Source organism: Marinomonas sp. SBI8L (assembly GCF_001624705.1).
Taxonomy (GTDB): domain Bacteria; phylum Pseudomonadota; class Gammaproteobacteria; order Pseudomonadales; family Marinomonadaceae; genus Marinomonas.
Window position 1 is genome coordinate 175,981 of the sequence record NZ_JSEO01000010.1, and the last position, 18,762, is coordinate 194,742.

An 18,762-nucleotide genomic window follows, 5' to 3' on the forward strand; every position below is an offset into this window, starting at 1 on the left:
AGTTGTGGCGGGCTTCGCGGCCTTTTAGTGCAGCTCTACCATGGCAAGCTCTTTCGCCATATCGAGAGTGATGAAGTAGTCTTTTGTTGGTCTACCGCCCGTATTTAGGGTTTTCGCCCGTTTTGGCGAAAACCCATTTTGATCATTTAAAGAGATCAAAATGAAGTCTTCATCTTCAACAAATTTATATTGATTGATTCTGGCTTTCATCCAATTAGAAAAGTCACGACCAACTTCTAAAAAGGTATGTAAATCGCGTGCGTTAACTGTATCGCAGTTTTGATTGTTTATTATGTGAGAATATAGTGGAAGGATTTCGGTTGAGTTCAAGCGTTCTGCTTGTATTGCAGATTGCATAGCCATCTGTGGCCTCCTACGGTCTAATATTGACCACCGGATGAGGTACTAATCTCAAAAGGAGGTGGGTCTGAATTAGGTTAGTACTACCGCCCGTAGGAACGGCCTAGCCGAAGCTAGCCCAACAAAGACCCACCATAACAGGCGGATTCCGGCCACAAAAAAACACGCGGTGCGTGTTTGAGGCCGCTACGGAGAAACGGGGTACTAATCCCGACACTGGATTTTGCCAGTGCATTTAAATGGTAGACCTAAGAGGGTTTGGGTGTCAATGAAATTATAAATTGTACTTACTAAGCTCATTCCCTGATAGTTTAGCTAGGCCAATGTTTGTAACATCATTTAATAGTTTTAAACAGTGTGCTTTTTCAAAGTTTGTTTCAGCTTCTTGAACCCTATTATTTAAATCATTTATAGCTTCAAAATACCCACTATCTAAATCTTCCCCATCTAAATTAATTTTTTTAAATAAGAATCTATCTAATCGACAAACTTCAATAGTATTTACTCCTTTAGCATTATTTTCTTTTGGGTAGTAAATCATTGATTTCTCCAGCCAACTAATATGTTCAAAATAATGATCAAAATGAGGATGTACAATAATGTAATCAGACGATAAATCAGGGAATGTTTTTCTATTAGGGTTTTTCAGAACATTTTTCGCACCTTTAATAGTGTTACAGTCCTTACATGACAAGGCTAAGTTTTCTGGAGTAAACATAAATTCTTCTTTTACACTTTTAGAAATAATATGCTCTATATCCCAGCTACCACCATGATCAACAATAATTGTTTGTTTGCAATAACAACATGTATAGTTTTGAATCTTCAAATAATATTTTTTTATCTTTTTTTTAAGGTTCTCTAAGTTCTTATTATCTTGTAAATTCCAAAAAGAGGAGCATTTATTTTCATCATTTTCATACTCTTCAACAACTTTATTATCGTTTTCATCATAGACAATAGGCTTAGATATCACTTAGCAGCCTCCTCTACTTTAGACAGCACCTCTTCAAGCATAATCATTAAGTCGTACACAGGATCGTTCTCTAAAATAACCCCTTTTAAATCAAGAATACCTTTAGCATCAATTATCTGATCTTGATTTAGATTACCACTAGATCCAAAACTTGTTAAGAGCTTGATAATTGTTCTTGTTAAAAACTCATTTTTAAATCCTGGAGTTTTAAAAACATTTGCCAATTGAAAATCAACAGACCTTTTATTATAATCAGTAGAAGGATGTAGTTTACGATCTGACATTGACATAACAAAGCAATTTCTGTCACGTAACTTAGATATCATTAAGGGTGAATGAGTTGCAATTATAAAGTGGCAATTTTTATACTCTTCAAACGTTTTCATCAACAGTTCAATATATCTCTCTTGCCATTTTGGGTGTAAGCATACTTCTGGCTCATCAATAAAAATCATTGAACTTTCACATATCTTACTTGCGATGCCAAGAATACTTAAAATCACACTTTGCTCACCAGAGCTTGCTTCGCCAATTAAAAACGGTTCCATTTTATTTTTCTTAGTTAATTTAATCTCCTTTAGAGAAATAATCCCACAGTTCAATATTAAATCTAAATAATCTGAAACATTAAAATATGAATCAGACCTAACACCTTTATCACTCAAACTTATATCGAACTTTCCTCCGCTGTAATTTAACAATATCAACTCAACAAAATCTAAAAAATGTTTTATCCTTTCAAAATTATAAACGTCATATTCATTCTCATAGTTATCAAAAAGTTCTTCATGAAAAAAGTAGGTATTTTGTTTATATTTTTGCTTTAAAATAGGTCTCAAATACTCATAAATAAAATTTTCAGTAGCATTACTTGACAATGATTTTTTTTCATAGTTTATAAAAGAATGAGAAAATTCAAATATTGCATTTATTTTCCTTTCAAAACCAATAACATCAAGAGCTTTTGTGATATTTATACAAATAGATTTATTATTAATCGCAGACTTTAAAAGTGAAGAATAAAGGCTCTCCATATAAATATGACCTAAACCATTGCCGTCACTTGATATATTAAATAACTTTCTCAAACCTAAGTAATGATAATCATTATTTTTACTTTCATTTAGCGGAAACCTGTCAAATGGACTCATAGATGCTGAAATTATATTTTGGGGTAATTTTTCGCCATAAAAGTTAAGTTTGAATAATAAAGCTAATTTACCAGCAATTATAGGTTCAAGGTTATTCTTAGAGCAAATACAATCCTCAATAATTTTTTTTAAAAGCCTACTTTTACCAGATCCATTTTCACCAACAATTATTGTAAATAAATTATCTATACTACTTACATCATTAGGTAATAACTGATAATTTTTTTCCTGAAAGGTAAAATTCTTCAACATTACAAATATAATCCTTTAATAAATCACACTATCATTTATTCTTATCTGTCTGATAAATGTCATACCATCTTCCGACTCTAAGAAGAGCAAAAGTTGCAGCTAATGTTAAAGATAATGCATATATAAACACCCAATATCCTATGAAATTTCCAACAATAATCATATCGTGAAAATATCCATTAAAAAATTCAACAAAGGGATGATCTAACGGTAAACTAAAATCATATGCTTTCCTAAACAAAGCTATAAATAAAGCAACTACCTGCAAAACTATAAAATGAACAAAAGCACCGTTTAACGATAAAAACGGTGATGCACCATCTTCATCACCATCATCACCAGCAATTAAACTTCTAAATTTTTCATCGCCAATTGCTAAAAACATTGCATACCCACCTAATGAAAATCCCAATAAGTTCGGCATAATTGACAGAACATCATCCCACCAACCTGAAGCAGACCAATGAGGAAATAGTGCAATACTTATGAAAAAGGAACCATAAAGGTAATAGCTCTTAAGCAGAGCTCCAAAACCTCCATATGCTTTATAATAAACACTTAGAATGTTACTCATAGCATCTCTCGACTATAAAATTTATTCACTTTGATAGTTTATTACTCAGTATAGTTTTAAGTTTGCTAGTCATCCTATACATAAAAGCTATGGGCATTGACTCTTCTGAAGGGTCATACATTTCAGTCTCTTTGAAAGGCTGGCTTACAGTAGAATATTCAATTGGTTTGCTAGCATGGTCACGACCCTTTATTTTAAGGCTTCCATTTTTTGCAGCTATATGGGCTAAAACTTTTAAGCCATCATCTACTTCAATGCTTTGCTCTGCATCTGCAATGAACTTTTGCTCAATTCTTTGAACTTTATTTTTCTTCATCCTATTCAGAAATGCTGCTTCTTCTTTTGCGAATGAATCTGGATTCGGCTTTTTAAAAACTGTCTCGATACTTCTCTTAAAAGGAATATTTAACGCTTCTTCTAAACCATTAATATCAGGTAAATGCGTTACCTCTACTTCTCCAAATTTTTCTACTATTTCTTCTTGAGAAAATAACTTATTAAAAAAATCTGTAGCCACAGTTGGACCTAAAGTTTTTTTGTCATAATAAGACTCATAAAATAGCATGTGTTTATCCGGATAAAATATATAGGAAAACCTGCTTCCATTTGGCCTTAAGTTTGGTGGAATATTTAGACTCTCTTTATCATCATCAGTAGCTATGTCATTGGTTTCAATATTTATCCATGGAGCATCAGTATCTATTTGGGTAAACCGCCAAATGTCACCAGTTACAGGCTTAATTGAATCATCACACCAAGGGTAACTTCGTACTCCAGCTAACAAAGCACCCGATGTAGAGTTCAACTTAACCACTCTTTTCAATTTAAATGCAGCCTTAAATAAATCTACATATTTTTTCTCGCTGTGCGGCTGAATTGTTATGTTTATAGCTCCAACAGACATTCTTTTCAGACTTGCCATGATTAATCCTTATCATCCTTTTAATTGTCGAAACTTTACTGAGCCACCATATTCTAAGCAAGAAATTTCCAAATTTATTTGAAAATCATTGATAAAATTGCATTTTTAAAAGCCAAAAATCATCCTACACTCGCCCTCACCAGCACCCTATAGCCCTGCTTATTCCCACTGGCGGTGACGGACTCTATTCGCCACTCTCCAGCTAAAATCGTAGGGAAACTCCCATCTAATATCAGCTGAGCCCCTACGACTAGCGCCTTGTGATCTGGTATGTTGCTTGGTACTTCTAGGGTGAGCTTAGACCCTTGCTTACGCTGTGTTTTTAAGAGCTCGTCTTTGGCTGCTTTCATGGCGGTGGCTTGGGTTGAATAGGCTTGCCGCAATTTCTTAAAAGGCGCACTGCCTGTGCTGATGGTGTGCTCCTCCCCTGTTTCGCTGTCGGACCAGCTGGCTTTGATGCCGCTCACGGTTGTGCGACTTGATTGCTCTAGTTGGCAGTTGATAAAGCCGCTGTCGCTGGGTGTGTTCTTGCTCGGCATGGATAAGGTGACTATGGGTAGACGCTGGCCTGAGAGGGTTTTCTCTCGTCCTTTTGGAGACAAGACGTATAAATCGTTAACCGGCTTTGCGATGGCGTCTCGCTCTCTGGCAAGCCTTGTCAGAAAGGCCACGTCTGTTTCATCACTTCTCTTCTATAAAGTGCGTCTAGGTGCTCGATGAGTTCGTCTTCATATTCGGAGGCGGCTCTGGGGCTAAAGCCGTGGGCGGTGACTATATATCAAAAGAGATCGGCAAGACCTTGTTTTGCTGTCTTTAGTTAAAACTGTAAAAGAGTTAAAGATTACTTTTCTTATAAGCACAAAAAAGCCCCTTAGAAACGAATCTAAGGGGCTTTTTAATGTATGAATAACCAAAGCTACTAATACATTTAATTTGGTAGGGCTAGGCAGATTCGAACTGCCGACCTCATCCATGTCAAGGATGCGCTCTAACCAACTGAGCTATAGTCCTATAAACTTGATGGCGAGAATTATACCTATGCAAAATAGCTTGGCAAGCTTTATGCCTAAATTTTATTTAAGCGTTTGTCACTTATTGTTGATATTTAGGTTCAGCTATTTTTGTTTAACATTCAATATCTTGCCTTTAGCTTTATATACCTGCCCCATGTGTCCAGTCATGAACATAGTCGGGTAATTCTGACTCTTTTGGTACTGGCGTCGATTTGCCATTTTCCCCTATGGCGACAAACTTAAACACGCCTTCGGTTACTTTTTCTCTTGTGCCGATGCGATTTCGTCTCACCCAAGCTTCAACTAATATTTCCATTGAAGAGCGCCCTACTTTTATCACACTGGTGTAGACACCTAAAATATCACCAACTTTAACGGGTCGAATAAAGCTCATACGGTCTATTTCGACTGTGACAACTCGGCTTTGTGCTCTTTGTCCTGCACATATACCGGCTGCGATATCCATTTGAGATAACACCCAGCCTCCAAATATATCGCCTGCTGGGTTAGTATCTCCCGGCATGGCAACAGTGCGTGTCGTTAGCCTACCTTTTGTTTCTTCTGTCTCTGTTTGATCTGACATTGTCTGCCTTTCTCTGTCTGCTTATTTTTCACTTCCCTGTTTAGTATTGTCCAAATTTATATTTATTCGAGCTTATCGCCGAATTAGGTAATAAGCGGGTGTTTAAAGCTCACCCACTTCTTTCAACTTTTTCTGTAAAGCTCGTATCTGATCTCGGTAACCTGCTGCTAGTTCAAACTTAAGATTCTCTGATGCTTCTACCATTTCTTTTTGAAGGTTCACTATGGCTTTACGAACATCTGCCACATCATCCATACTTTCAACTTTGTAATCAGCTGAGGTTTCCGCCACTTTTTTGGCTTTACTCTGCCTACCTTTACCTGCACCTGGGTTATATGAACCTTCCATAATATCTTGTACAGACTTAGATACCCCTTTAGGCACTATGCCATGCTCTTCATTATGAGCAATCTGCTTGGCACGACGCCTATCTGTTTCTGCCATGGCACGCTCTATTGAGCCAGTAATTTTATCGGCATATAAAATAGCGCGTCCGTTAATATTACGAGCTGCACGACCTATGGTTTGTATCAGTGACCTTTCCGAACGTAAGAAGCCCTCTTTATCAGCGTCTAAGATAGCAACTAAACTTACTTCGGGTATATCTAAACCCTCACGCAGTAAGTTAATGCCCACTAACACATCAAACTCACCTAGCCTTAAGTCACGAATGATCTCAACTCGCTCTACCGTATCTATATCAGAGTGAAGGTAACGTACGCGAACCCCATGTTCGTAAAGGTAACTGGTTAGATCCTCTGCCATACGTTTGGTTAAGGTCGTGACAAGGACACGTTCACCGTTTGGGATACGTTTGTTAATTTCTGATAAAAGATCATCAACCTGAGTGGCAACAGGTCGTATTTCTACTGGAGGGTCAATCAAGCCAGTCGGTCTTACGATTTGCTCAACAACCCAATCTTGGTGCTCTGCTTCATACTTACCAGGCGTTGCCGATACCAAAATAGTTTGTGGTTTAATTTGTTCCCACTCTTCAAAGCGCATAGGTCTATTATCTAATGCTGATGGCAAACGAAACCCATATTCCACAAGGTTCTCTTTACGAGATCGGTCACCTTTGTACATGGCGCCTATTTGGGGAACTGTCACGTGAGATTCATCAATAACTAAGAGTGCATTTGCAGGTAAATAATCAAATAAAGTGGGCGGTGGTGAACCTTCTGGTCGGCCTGACAAATATCGAGAGTAGTTTTCTATACCAGAGCAGTAGCCTAGCTCTTGCATCATTTCTAAGTCATAACGTGTTCTTTGCTCTAAACGCTGTAGCTCAACTAATTTGTCTAGGGATTTTAGTTGTTGTAAACGCTCATCAAGCTCAACTTTAATACGTTCGATGGCATCCATTACGGTTTCTCTTGGTGTGACGTAATGGGTTTTCGGATAAATAGTCAGCCTGGGGACTTTACGAATCGTTTTATTCGTTAGCGGGTCAAAGAACGAGAGGTTTTCGATTTCATCATCAAAGAGCTCAATTCTTACCGCTGTGTCTTCTGAATCAGCGGGGAATACATCAATCACATCCCCTCGCACTCTAAAGTTGCCGCGTTCGAACACCACATCATTGCGACTATATTGCAGTTCGGCAAGGCGTCTTAAGATATCCCTTTGATCAATACGGTCACCTCTGTCTAAGTGCAACATCATTTTTAAATATGACTGAGGGTCTCCCAATCCATATATGGCAGATACAGTCGCCACTATGATGACATCTTCACGCTCTAATAAGGCTTTCGTCGCGGAAAGTCGCATTTGCTCTATGTGTTCATTTACCGAAGCATCTTTTTCGATAAAAGTATCTGAGGCGGCTACATAGGCTTCTGGCTGGTAGTAGTCATAATAAGAAACAAAATATTCAACCGAGTTATTAGGAAAGAACTCTTTAAACTCACCATAAAGTTGAGCTGCAAGTGTTTTGTTATGGGCCATAATAATAGTAGGCCGTTTCGCTTTCGCGACCACATTAGCAATGGTAAAGGTTTTACCAGAGCCTGTTACTCCTAACAAAGTCTGATGAGCAAGACCGGCTTCTATCCCCTGGGAAAGCTTTTCTATCGCTTTTGGTTGGTCTCCGGCAGGAGAGAATTGCGATACAACTTCAAACTCTTTAGACACGGCGTTATTCCTAGCATTCTAATAATCACTGAATCTATCAGTTTAACAAAAACTGCTTAAGCTGACCGCAATGAGGAGAATTATTTCATCTTATATCAAAGGATTATTAGAACTTTTGAGAGTGGAGATGAATTTTAAAAAAAATCATATATACTATTTAGAAATAACCTTATTCCATTTAGAGATATATTATGAAAACAACTCAGGTTACCTCTTTCTTTGATCATGCAACCAATACTGTTTCCTACATAGTGACAGATAACAAGAGTCGTACTTGCGCCATTATTGACTCGGTACTGGACTATGATGCGGCATCATCTCAGACTAGCACTCAATCTGCTGATGTACTTATTGAGCATATCAAGGAAAATGTACTCACACTGAAGTGGATTCTTGAAACCCACGTCCATGCGGACCACTTATCGGCAGCACCCTACCTGCAAGAGCAACTTGGTGGTCAGGTCGCTATTGGCCAAGAAATCACACAAGTACAAGGTATTTTTACTGATTTATTAAACCTCAAAGACACCTGTGCCACAGATGGCTCACAGTTTGACTTATTATTAAATGAAGATGATGAACTCGCTCTAGGCGACACTCTCATTCAGGTACTACACACACCTGGCCACACACCTGCCTGCATTAGTTATTATGTGGATGGCGCATGCTTTGTTGGCGACACTCTATTCATGCCTGATTATGGCACTGCTCGCTGCGACTTCCCCGGTGGAGATGCCAATACTCTGTATCACTCTATTCAGAAGATACTTTCTCTACCAGATGAAACACTTATTTTTACCTGCCACGACTATAAAGCAGAAAATAGAGATCACTATGCTTGGCAGTCTAGTGTACTAGAACAAAAACAATCAAACCTTCATATTAATCACAAGATTAATGAAGCTGAATTCACTCAGATGCGTAGCACTAAAGATGCAACATTGAATATGCCAAAGTTGATCTGGCCTGCGGTGCAAATCAATATGAGAGCAGGCAAACTACCAGAATCAGAAACCAATGGCGCGAGTTACTTGAAGATTCCAGTTAGTCATACAGCTAAATAATATAGGGACTAAGTATGACTAAATTAGCTTATTGGATACCAGGTATCGACCAGATAAAACACTACAAGCGTAAAAACTTTGGTGCGGATTTAGTGGCTGGAAGTATCCTATCTATCATGCTGGTTCCCCAAGCACTTGCTTATGCATTATTAGCTGGTTTGCCACCAGAAATGGGCCTTTATGCCAGTATACTCCCTCTTTTCATTTATGCTTTTTTAGGCTCTAGCCGCACTATGGCTATTGGTCCTGCGGCCTTAATCGCCATGATGTCCGCATCCTTTAGCAGCCAATTCGCCTTACAAGGTACACCTGAATACAACACGATTGCGCTGATCCTAGCTATGCTTTCGGGTGTCATTCTTTTACTACTAGGCTTTTTAAAACTGGGATTTTTAGCAAACTTATTAAGTCATCCTGTCATTTCAGGTTTTGTCACAGGCTCTGCCATCATCATAGCGGCAAGTCAGATAAAACACTTTTTAGGAATATCTGTATCAGGTGCTTCCTTACTTGAGATTATCGAGGGAACCTATTATCAGCTCGATAACATTAATCCAATTAGTTTGATCATTGGGCTAAGCTCCTTAATCTTGCTCCTTTTATTAAAACGCTATGCATCGAGATTTCTAGAGGTATTGGGCTTATCAAAGGACACGGCAGCACTATTAAGCAAAGCAGGGCCTATTCTCGCCATTAGCTTATTTACTTTTATTAGCTATAAATTCGCTTTAGCCTCTCACAACCTTGCACTAGTTGGCACAGTACCCAGTGGTTTACCACTTTTATCCATGCCAGATTTTAGTTTTAATCTAGTATCAGATTTATTACCAGCGGCTGCTATTCTCGGTCTGGTCAGCTTTATAGAGTCCATTTCAATCAGCCAAGCCTTTGCTACACGAAAACGACAAAAGATTGATTCAAACAATGAATTAGTTGGTTTAGGCGGGGCAAATATAGTATCGGGATTAAGCGGTGGATTAGCTGTCGCGGGCAGTTTTTCACGCTCTGCAATTAATGATGAGGCGGGTGCAAAAACACAGCTATCCGGTTTAGTCTCAGCAAGTTTTGTGCTGCTAACACTCTACTTTTTAACAGATCTATTCTTTTACATGCCAAAAGCAGTATTGGCCGCGACTATTTTGTTAGCCGTATTTGCCTTGATCGATTTTAAAGCCATTATTCATGCTTGGCATTACTCTAAGCATGACGGTATTGCCATGCTAGGCACACTAAGCATCGTATTACTCTTTGGTGTCGAAACAGGTATTTTGGCAGGGGTTTGTCTATCTATCTTGCTCTTCCTTTGGCACACAAGTCATCCTCATATTGCCATTGTCGGCAACCTCACAGGCACTGAGCATTATCGTAATGTAGAGCGCTATGAAGTAGAGGTAGAGCCAAATATTCTCACCCTTCGTATCGATGAAAACCTCTTCTTCGCTAACTGTCGAACCCTTGAAGAAAAAGTCACTGAACTCATTTCCGAACGACCTGATGTCGAACATCTGGTACTTATGTGTAATGCCGTCAATATGATAGATATAAGCGCGCTGGAAAGTCTGGAGACCATGATGCAAAGATTGAAGTCAGCCAATATTGCTCTACATTTCTCAGAAGTTAAAGGCCCTATTATGGATAAACTTAGAGATACGCACCTAATATCCGAGTTAACAGGTGAAGTGTTTTTAACTCAGCATCAAGCGATAAAATCCATTAAGAATTAAGTATTTAAAAGAGGATAAAAACTAAAAAGCCCCCAAGCTCCTTGCCTGGAGCTTGGGGTAAAAACCCTAACGAGGAGACTATCTACATCAGTAGATAAACATAGAAGAGGTTCTTAGATTTATAAAGGTAAATCAGCCAATTTCTCTTCTTTATATTCCTCTCCTGGCCCAATCGATAAATAATCACGATTCTTTTTAAGTAAAGATGGTCCAATTCCTTTCACAAAAATAAGCTCATCAACTTCTGTAAAGGCGCCGTTTTCATTACGATATTCGACGATTGCTTGGGCTTTTTTACGGCCGACACCCGTCATGACAGCGGCAAGTTGCTCTGCAGTTGCCGTATTGACGTCAAGAGGCGTTGCACTAAATGCTGGCGTAAAAACACACGAAAGTAGAAAAATTGATACCAAGAACATGGTTTTAAGAGAAGTACGGATATTACAAATATACGAGACGCACACGAGATTCATCATAGAAAACTCCTTTTTCTATTGATGGCACAAAGGCCTAGTTATCATAAATCACGAAGATTTACTGAGCTGATCAACCCCTTGTCAATCAGCTAGTTAACTATAATCTCTCTTTCTGGATTCTCAAGTCGAGAAAAGTAATTTTGCTTATTTATTGACTAAACTTTGATTCACACTTGTTAGCACAGCTACTGGATCAGCTGCTTGAGTAATAGGACGGCCCATAACAAGATAGTGACTACCCGCCGCCATTGCTTCTTGTGGTGTCATAATACGCTTTTGATCGCCTTGTTCTGCGCCAACCGGACGGATACCTGGCGTAACTAAGGCGAAGTCTTTACCTAGCTCTGTTGATAGCATTTTCGACTCTTGTGCTGAACACACAACTCCATCCATACCAGATGATTGAGCCAGTTTCGCCAAACGGCTTACATGCTGCTCAGGTGTTAAATCGATACCAATTTCAGCAAGATCAGATTGATCCATACTGGTTAATACAGTAACAGCGATCAATAAGGTCTTATCCTTACCAGACTGTGAAGCGATTGACTCTAGTGCATTCGCTGAGGCTTCCATCATACGACGGCCACCGGTAGCGTGAACATTCACCATCCAAACACCCGCCGTTGCTGCAACACTCACTGCATTTGCGACCGTATTTGGAATGTCATGAAACTTAAGGTCTAGAAAAATATCAAAACCCAGTTTATGTAGTTCATCTAAAATAACAGGACCCGCTGTGGTAAAAAGTTCTTTCCCTACTTTCACTCTACATTGGCTAGGATCAAGGCGTTTAGCCATTTCAATTGATTGCGCCATGGTTGGGTAATCTAGAGCAACTACGATAGGAGATTGGCAGGTCATTTAGTATCCTCATACAAGAGATGTTGAAATTAACAGTATTACTTATTCACCTTCTAAGCCGTGAATCGGTTTAACGGTTCCCCAACTTTTACAACTTGGACACTTCCAATGTAGTTGAAACCCCGAAAAGCCACATTGGCGGCAAAGGTATTTATGTTTGTTTTCTGTGAGTTGGTCTAGCAACTCATAAAGCACTTCAAGGTGCTCTTTGGCTTCATCAGTTGCTTCATTAAGTTGCATTTGAACCAGCTCACGAAAACCTTTAATCGTTGGGTGCTTGCGTAACTGATCGATCAGAAAGATCTCAGCATAATCTTTATTGTCTTTCGATAGGCGCTGAGCTAACGCTAAAATAACAGTGGCTGATGGTGATGTTCTGTTTTGTTCTTGCAAGAACTTGGTAAAACCACTGTTACCCCAGACCTTTTCATAGCAATCTCTTAGCAAGTCTACGGTAATAGGAACAAAGTCTTTATCTTGATTAGCAACCTGCTTTAACTCTTTGATTGCGTCTCGATAACGCTTTTGCGCAATAAAAACATCGGCTGCACCCATGCTAGCGCGAACACACTTCTCATCCATATCAAGTGCATTTTGATAATCTTGTAAGGCCTCTTTTGATTTATTCTTAGCATGCTTCTCATCTGCGATTTCACAATGAAAATGAGCAAGGCGTTTAGCCAAAGCCTGCTTTTTATTCAGTTGATATAATTGATGACCAATTTGTATTGCTTGATCCCAACTTTGCTCAAATTCATAAAGATCGACCAAAAGGGCTAATACAGTCGGCTGAAACTCTGTTTGTTTCGCCGCTATATTAAGTAACAGTCTTTCTGCTCTATCCAACAAACCTGCAGACATAAAGTCACTGGCTAACTCAAGCTGCACCAAACGCATTTCACGGGGTGTGATCTCTGGACGAGCAAGAAGGTTTTGGTGAACATTGATGGCTTTTTCTATTTCACCTTTTTTACGAAAAAGATTTCCAAGGGTAAGGTGAATATCAAAGGTTTCTGAGTTAACTTGAAGCGAGTCGACAAAGGCATCAATCGCTTCAGAATGTTGATTATTAAGTAAGTGGTTTAAACCACGAAAGTAATCTGGAGGTACAGCCGATTTACTTTTATCAACTGCAGACGAGTTCTTGCGTCGACCCATTATCCATCCGGCTAAAAGCGCAACGAATAGAACAATGAAAAGCAAAATCTCGGACAACCCTATTACTCCCTACTGATGTCTAAATCTTTCGTTAATGTAGCTTTGCGCAAAGAATCCAATTCTTTTTGTGCATTTGTACAACGACGGCTAAGTACTCGAACATGATTTTCGGCTCTTAAAAGCACAACACTGCTCGCAATGATGGCCACAAAAGCACCAAGTGCAAAGGCTAGAAGAAGGTAAAGCGAGACACTGAATTCAGGTGCCTGCCAGAAAACCAGATCTAAACTCACTGGTTGTGGGTTACGGACAGCAAAGAATATCCCTACCAATAAGAAAAAGATAAGGACTAGGGCAAAAATCACACGCGAAAACCACTTAAGCATACAACACCTACAAGATGGATATTGGCGTCATTATGCCGTGATCTTGAATAGATTTCGAGTTAAAAAATAGAATTAATTTAGCTCGTCAGTCTCAATCGCTGGCGAATTAACCAATTCTCTTAATTCTTTACCTGGCTTGAAATGCGGTACATATTTCGCCACAAGTTCAACAGATTCTCCGGTTTTAGGGTTTCTGCCAACTCTCGGCGCTCTATAGTGCAAAGAGAAGCTGCCAAAACCACGGATTTCGATACGTTCACCATCTGCTAATACTTCTGACATATGCTCTAGCATAGCCTTAATAGCTTGCTCTACATCTTGAACAGGCAAATGAGATTGCTGATCTATAAGCAGCTCTATAAGCTCTGATTTAGTCATTTCTGTCCTCGCGACTAGATTTTGATCTATCCATAAGACTAGCTAAATTTAGAAAGAAAGCAATAAGTTAAGTAGATTTCTTCACATTTTTATTGAGAAATTAGCAATAAGATTGGGGATTATTCCCAAACACAACCAAAGTCGTACTGGCATCAGACTATACGAACTTTTATAATATTGCTCATATATTGGCCAGATGGAAGAAGAAGCATGAGCTACTCACAGATACCTGCGGGCAAAGATGCGCCGAATGATATTTATGTCACAATTGAAATTTCGGCTCAAAGTTCGCCAGTAAAATACGAAATTGACAAGGACATGGACGCCCTACTCGTAGACAGATTTATGGCGGCTCCTATGTTCTACCCTGCTAACTATGGTTACATTAACAACACCCTTGCTGATGATGGTGATGCGGTAGATGTATTGGTCATCACACCACACCCCATTTTGCCTGGATCTGTTATTCGCTGTCGCCCTGTTGGTGTATTAAATATGACAGATGAAGCCGGTACTGATGCGAAACTACTGGCAGTTCCCCATGATAAATTAACCAGTATTTATACTGATGTTAAAGACATTGATGACGTGCCAGAATTACTACGCAATCAAATAGAGCATTTCTTCGAAAACTACAAAACACTAGAGAAAAACAAGTGGGTTAAAGTAGAAGGTTGGGCAAATGCCGAAGAAGCTAAAAAAGCGATTATAGAAGGCATTGAAACCTATAACGCGCAATAAAATAAGCATTCTAAATGATTAAATTTTAGACATAAAAAAACCAGCATTAAGCTGGTTTTTTTATACTCACAAATACTAGTCGTTATCTAGGAAACGCTCAGCATCCAATGCAGCCATACAGCCAGTACCAGCTGATGTGATAGCTTGACGATAAATGTGATCACTTACATCACCCGCTGCGAAAACACCTTCAATGCTTGTCTGAGTCGCATTACCGTGGGAACCTGACTCTACTTTCAAGTAACCATCTTTCATTTCTAGTTGACCAGCAAAAATATCTGTATTTGGCTTATGGCCAATTGCAACAAAGACACCAGCAAGATCAATCTCTTTCTTCTCGCCTGTTTCATTGTTCAGGATACGCATACCAGTTACACCAGCATCATCGCCAAGCACCTCATCTAGTTGAGAGTTCCACTCAATCTTGATGTTACCGTTTTCCGCTTTTTCCATAATTTTGTCAGCCAAAATCTTTTCACTGCGGAATTTATCGCGACGGTGAATAACAGTCACAGACTTAGCAATGTTAGATAGGTATAGCGCTTCCTCAACAGCCGTGTTACCACCACCGATTACAGCAACGTCTTGGCCACGATAGAAAAAACCATCACATGTTGCGCAAGCAGAAACACCACGGCCCATAAATGCAGTCTCACTTTCAAGGCCTAAGTATTGAGCACTTGCACCAGTACAGATAATTAACGCATCACAAGTATAAACACCGTCATCACCTTCTAGGCGGAATGGGCGGTTTTGCAGATCGACTTTACCAATTTGGTCAAAAATGATTTCTGTTTCAAAACGCTCAGCATGCTTACGCATACGCTCCATCAACTCAGGGCCTTGCACACCTTGATCATCACCTGGCCAGTTATCAACATCAGTCGTAGTGGTTAGCTGACCACCCATTTGCATACCAGTGATCATTACAGGGTTTAGGTTTGCACGCGCAGCGTATACAGCAGCGGTGTAACCCGCAGGGCCAGAACCTAGAATCATTAATTTTGCGTGCTTAACGTCACTCATTGATGCGCTCCTTGAAAGCTAAATCTTGTCGTATATGTTTAGGTTAAAGTCATAATTGCTTTGCGTATCAATTCTTGCATGACACTGAGGTTATGAGTTTGAGCCTATTAAATCGGATCGTTAGTCTACCCAAATTCACCAAGTATTATTAGCGAATTTTAACTATTAGAGAGATAGAGTTCTTCTATCGTAATTCAACCCTGGCATATGCCTTTTTCATAAATTTATTTTATAAAGTCTGAGTTTAAGCACAGATTACGCACTCAGGGTCTTGGGTTAAATTAATATCTCGCCAAATACCATCGAACCCATCAAAAACTCTGAGTTTGGCATGTTGAACTCGACCACAACCAGATAAGATTTTTATGGCATCTAATGACTGAAGCACACCAATAGAGCCGACAACTGGACTAATAATACCGGACTGTGAACAGTTTAAATTAGTGTCATTAAGATTAGGGTAAAGACACTGGTAACAAATCTTACTATGTTCAGCAAAAAGAAAAGATTGTACTTGCCCTTCCCAACGAATAGCAGCGCCAGAAACAAGATTTATCTTATGTTGATGGCATAATTTATTAACAATTTGACGAATTTTAAAGTTATCAGTGCAATCAAGTACCAGGTCGTAAGCTGTCACTCTCTGAGCTAATGACGCTTCATCAAGGCGTTCAAGTAAAACCTCAACCTCGACCTCATCATTCATTTGAGCAATTTGCGTCTTGGCAGCTTGGGCTTTAGCAACACCAACATCATCTTGCTTATAAAGCACCTGTCTTGCCAAATTACTTAATTCAACCACATCATCATCAACTAAGGTTAAGTGCCCAACACCGGCTGCGGCCAAATAACAAGATGCGATATTACCAAGTCCACCTAGGCCAATCACCATGACTCTCGCATTCATCAGCTTTTGCTGACCTTCGATATCAAAATTGGGGAGTAATATTTGACGACTATATCTTTCTAACTGTAATTCGTTCATTAATTTGCCATTTTTTTAGAATAAGCCATATTAGCTTGGCTCAATTTTTTGATAAAATGTTTTTTTCCCTATGTTGGATATTGAACATGAAATTCCCTGGTCGTCGCAAGTTAAAGCATTATTTTCCCGTTTCACAACCTAAACCTGCTTTACCTACTTCTGAAGTACAACCTAATAAAGACACCTATGTGGTTGGTCTTGATGAAACCATTGTCGACGTTATCGCGAATGTAAATGATGATTTTTTAACAAGACATAAGATCACAAAAGGTCTTTCCAATCTTGTTGATCATGATACTGCAACTGAGATTTATGCAGAACTTGTTGCACAAGGCTCTATCTCGGATCATTTTGCAGGTGGCACCATAGGTAACACCTTACATAACTATTCGGTACTTGCTGATGACAAGTCAGTTTTACTGGGTGTGATGTCTGCCAATATTCAATTAGGTTCACCTGCTTATCACTATATTTGCCATACCAGTAGCAAGGTTGATATGAATCATTTACAAGGTGTAGAGGGCGATATTGGCCGTGGAATTACGCTCATCACTGAAGATGGTGAACGCACTTTCGCTATAGCGCCAGGAGATATGGATGAGCTAAATGAGCAGCACATCCCTGATGAAATTATTTCTCATGCAGCAGCCTTTGTGGCTTGTGCTTATCCAGTACGCCATCAAGATAAACCGATTCACAAAGCCATGCTGGCGGCAATCGAGTCTGCCAATAAACATAATGTACCTGTTGTATTAACACTAGGAACACAACACCTGGTCACAGATAACCGCGACCTACTCATGTCATTAATCGAGAATTCAGTCGATGTCTTAGCGATGAATGAGTTAGAGGCAGAAGCTTTAACTGGCTATGATGATCCACTACAAGCGGCGGATTACATTCTTGATTTTGTTGATATGGTATTGATTACAGCTGGGCCTCATGGGCTTTACTTATGCGGCCATACAAGTGCCGAATTAGCTCGCGAAACAAGCAACCCAATCAAATCAGATAGCTTAGAAGACTTTAACCTTTACGAGTTTAGTCGCCCTATGAAGCGCCGAGATTGCCATGCGCCTATAAAAGTATTTTCACACATTGACCCTTATATGGGTGGCCCAGAAAATATTAAAAATACCAATGGTGCAGGCGATGGTGCGCTTTCAGCATTATTACATGATATCTCTGCTAACTACTTCCACCGCTCTGCTGTACCTAACTCTAGCAAGCATAGAGCTGACTTTTTGTGTTATTCCTCTTTTGCTCAAATCTGTAAATATTCCAACAGAGTGAGTTATGAGATTCTGGCGCAAAACGCACCACGACTATCACGAGGTTTACCTGAAAGAGAAGATAGTTTGGAAGAGAGTTACTGGGAAAGCTAGCTCCTATTTAAGCCACGCGCTTAAACAAAGCATTAGACATAAAAAAACCATGCCTAGGCATGGTTTTTTTATGTACTAGAAAAGTGCTTTATTAAAGCGCTTCAATACCTAGCGTGTCATTACTTTCAAAGAATCTATCAAGCTCAAGTAAGATAACTAACTCATCTTCTTTTTGATAAACACCTTGAATAAACATAATCGCTTCGTCATTACCAACACTAGGACTTTGTTCGATTTCACCTTGGTATAGATAGAACACTTCTTGTACCGCATCTACCAACAAACCAACTTGCTCATTATCATGCTCAACAATAATGATACGAGTGTCATCAGAAATAGTCGCATCAGGCAAACCAAAGCGAACTCGAGAATCAACAACAGTAACAACGTTACCACGTAGGTTCACGATCCCCATTACATATGAAGGAGCCCCTGGAACAGGTGCAATTTCGCTATATCTTAAAACCTCACGAATTTGCATTACATTAATGCCGTAGGTTTCATCAATTAGCTTAAAAGTAAGGTATTGAAGTAACTCACCTTTGGCGCTTTCAGAAACGCCTTTTTTAGAGTCATTTAATGTGGCAATTTCAGACATAGTGACTTCCGTTTTG

The 18,762-nt window shown here is 39.3% G+C and carries 20 protein-coding genes and 1 tRNA gene; 4 read left to right on the top strand and 17 right to left on the bottom strand.

Annotation, left to right across the window (positions count from 1 at the left end):
* Window positions 1-24: 24 nt before the first annotated feature.
* The 9 genes from OA91_RS15970 to uvrB all read right to left on the bottom strand — a co-directional run bounded on the left by OA91_RS15970 (window position 25) and on the right by uvrB (window position 7,964).
* Window positions 25-363 (bottom strand): antA/AntB antirepressor family protein, encoded by a 339-nt coding sequence (locus tag OA91_RS15970; RefSeq protein ID WP_063339995.1) that lies wholly within the window; start codon window positions 361-363, stop codon window positions 25-27.
* A gap of 271 nt (window positions 364-634) precedes the next feature.
* Window positions 635-1,336, bottom strand: a complete 702-nt coding sequence (locus OA91_RS15975; RefSeq protein WP_063339996.1) for an HNH endonuclease — start codon at window positions 1,334-1,336, stop codon at window positions 635-637.
* Window positions 1,333-2,739 carry an ATP-binding protein gene (locus OA91_RS15980; RefSeq protein ID WP_063339997.1) on the bottom strand — a complete coding sequence of 469 codons (1,407 nt, stop codon included), beginning with the start codon at window positions 2,737-2,739 and terminating at the stop codon, window positions 1,333-1,335. Before OA91_RS15980 ends, OA91_RS15975 begins: the two co-directional genes overlap by 4 nt.
* A 31-nt stretch (window positions 2,740-2,770) precedes the next feature.
* Window positions 2,771-3,313 (bottom strand): hypothetical protein, encoded by a 543-nt coding sequence (locus OA91_RS15985; RefSeq protein ID WP_063339998.1) that lies wholly within the window; start codon window positions 3,311-3,313, stop codon window positions 2,771-2,773.
* 25 nt (window positions 3,314-3,338) lie between these two features.
* The gene (locus OA91_RS15990) at window positions 3,339-4,235 is read right to left on the bottom strand and encodes a DUF4747 family protein (RefSeq protein ID WP_063339999.1); all 897 of its coding nucleotides are present in this window, start codon (window positions 4,233-4,235) and stop codon (window positions 3,339-3,341) included.
* Window positions 4,236-4,354: 119 nt separating this feature from the next.
* A complete protein-coding gene (locus tag OA91_RS15995) occupies window positions 4,355-4,906 on the bottom strand; it encodes a hypothetical protein (RefSeq protein WP_063340000.1) in 552 nt (183 codons plus the stop codon).
* A gap of 263 nt (window positions 4,907-5,169) precedes the next feature.
* Window positions 5,170-5,246, bottom strand: a tRNA-Val gene (locus tag OA91_RS16000).
* Window positions 5,247-5,387: 141 nt separating this feature from the next.
* A complete protein-coding gene (locus OA91_RS16005; RefSeq protein ID WP_063340001.1) occupies window positions 5,388-5,831 on the bottom strand; it encodes an acyl-CoA thioesterase in 444 nt (147 codons plus the stop codon).
* A gap of 102 nt (window positions 5,832-5,933) precedes the next feature.
* Window positions 5,934-7,964: an excinuclease ABC subunit UvrB gene (uvrB, locus tag OA91_RS16010; protein WP_063340002.1), complete on the bottom strand. Its 2,031-nt coding sequence runs from the start codon at window positions 7,962-7,964 to the stop codon at window positions 5,934-5,936.
* Between the two features lie 191 nt (window positions 7,965-8,155).
* Between uvrB and OA91_RS16015 the strand changes: the two genes are divergently transcribed.
* Both OA91_RS16015 and OA91_RS16020 read left to right on the top strand, forming a co-directional pair.
* A complete protein-coding gene (locus OA91_RS16015) occupies window positions 8,156-9,028 on the top strand; it encodes an MBL fold metallo-hydrolase (RefSeq protein ID WP_063340003.1) in 873 nt (290 codons plus the stop codon).
* A 14-nt stretch (window positions 9,029-9,042) separates the two neighbouring features.
* Window positions 9,043-10,752, top strand: a complete 1,710-nt coding sequence (locus tag OA91_RS16020; RefSeq protein WP_063340004.1) for a SulP family inorganic anion transporter — start codon at window positions 9,043-9,045, stop codon at window positions 10,750-10,752.
* A gap of 119 nt (window positions 10,753-10,871) precedes the next feature.
* Here OA91_RS16020 and OA91_RS16025 read toward each other — a convergent pair whose 3' ends face one another.
* The 5 genes from OA91_RS16025 to ihfB form a co-directional block, all read right to left on the bottom strand.
* On the bottom strand, window positions 10,872-11,228 hold the full coding sequence (locus OA91_RS16025; RefSeq protein ID WP_231870389.1) for a ComEA family DNA-binding protein: 357 nt from the start codon (window positions 11,226-11,228) through the stop codon (window positions 10,872-10,874).
* 144 nt (window positions 11,229-11,372) lie between these two features.
* Window positions 11,373-12,089 (bottom strand): orotidine-5'-phosphate decarboxylase, encoded by a 717-nt coding sequence (gene pyrF / locus OA91_RS16030; protein WP_063340005.1) that lies wholly within the window; start codon window positions 12,087-12,089, stop codon window positions 11,373-11,375.
* 42 nt (window positions 12,090-12,131) lie between these two features.
* Window positions 12,132-13,304: a lipopolysaccharide assembly protein LapB gene (lapB, locus tag OA91_RS16035; RefSeq protein WP_063340006.1), complete on the bottom strand. Its 1,173-nt coding sequence runs from the start codon at window positions 13,302-13,304 to the stop codon at window positions 12,132-12,134.
* Between the two features lie 5 nt (window positions 13,305-13,309).
* Window positions 13,310-13,633, bottom strand: a complete 324-nt coding sequence (locus OA91_RS16040; RefSeq protein WP_046019663.1) for a LapA family protein — start codon at window positions 13,631-13,633, stop codon at window positions 13,310-13,312.
* A gap of 72 nt (window positions 13,634-13,705) precedes the next feature.
* Complete coding sequence (ihfB, locus tag OA91_RS16045) at window positions 13,706-14,041, bottom strand: integration host factor subunit beta (protein ID WP_269447917.1); 336 nt, start codon at window positions 14,039-14,041, stop codon at window positions 13,706-13,708.
* A gap of 180 nt (window positions 14,042-14,221) precedes the next feature.
* Between ihfB and ppa the strand changes: the two genes are divergently transcribed.
* The gene (gene ppa, locus OA91_RS16050; protein ID WP_046019665.1) at window positions 14,222-14,752 is read left to right on the top strand and encodes an inorganic diphosphatase; all 531 of its coding nucleotides are present in this window, start codon (window positions 14,222-14,224) and stop codon (window positions 14,750-14,752) included.
* 75 nt (window positions 14,753-14,827) lie between these two features.
* Here the strand turns inward: ppa and trxB are convergent, their stop codons facing one another.
* Both trxB and OA91_RS16060 read right to left on the bottom strand, forming a co-directional pair.
* Complete coding sequence (gene trxB, locus OA91_RS16055; RefSeq protein ID WP_046019666.1) at window positions 14,828-15,778, bottom strand: thioredoxin-disulfide reductase; 951 nt, start codon at window positions 15,776-15,778, stop codon at window positions 14,828-14,830.
* A gap of 244 nt (window positions 15,779-16,022) precedes the next feature.
* The gene (locus tag OA91_RS16060; RefSeq protein ID WP_063340007.1) at window positions 16,023-16,763 is read right to left on the bottom strand and encodes a HesA/MoeB/ThiF family protein; all 741 of its coding nucleotides are present in this window, start codon (window positions 16,761-16,763) and stop codon (window positions 16,023-16,025) included.
* Window positions 16,764-16,849: 86 nt separating this feature from the next.
* Here OA91_RS16060 and OA91_RS16065 point away from each other — a divergent pair, with 86 nt between their 5' ends.
* Window positions 16,850-18,148, top strand: coding sequence for an inosine/guanosine kinase (locus OA91_RS16065; RefSeq protein ID WP_046019668.1), 1,299 nt, complete (start codon window positions 16,850-16,852; stop codon window positions 18,146-18,148).
* 91 nt (window positions 18,149-18,239) lie between these two features.
* Here OA91_RS16065 and OA91_RS16070 read toward each other — a convergent pair whose 3' ends face one another.
* A complete protein-coding gene (locus OA91_RS16070; RefSeq protein WP_046019669.1) occupies window positions 18,240-18,746 on the bottom strand; it encodes a chemotaxis protein CheW in 507 nt (168 codons plus the stop codon).
* Window positions 18,747-18,762 lie beyond the last annotated feature (16 nt).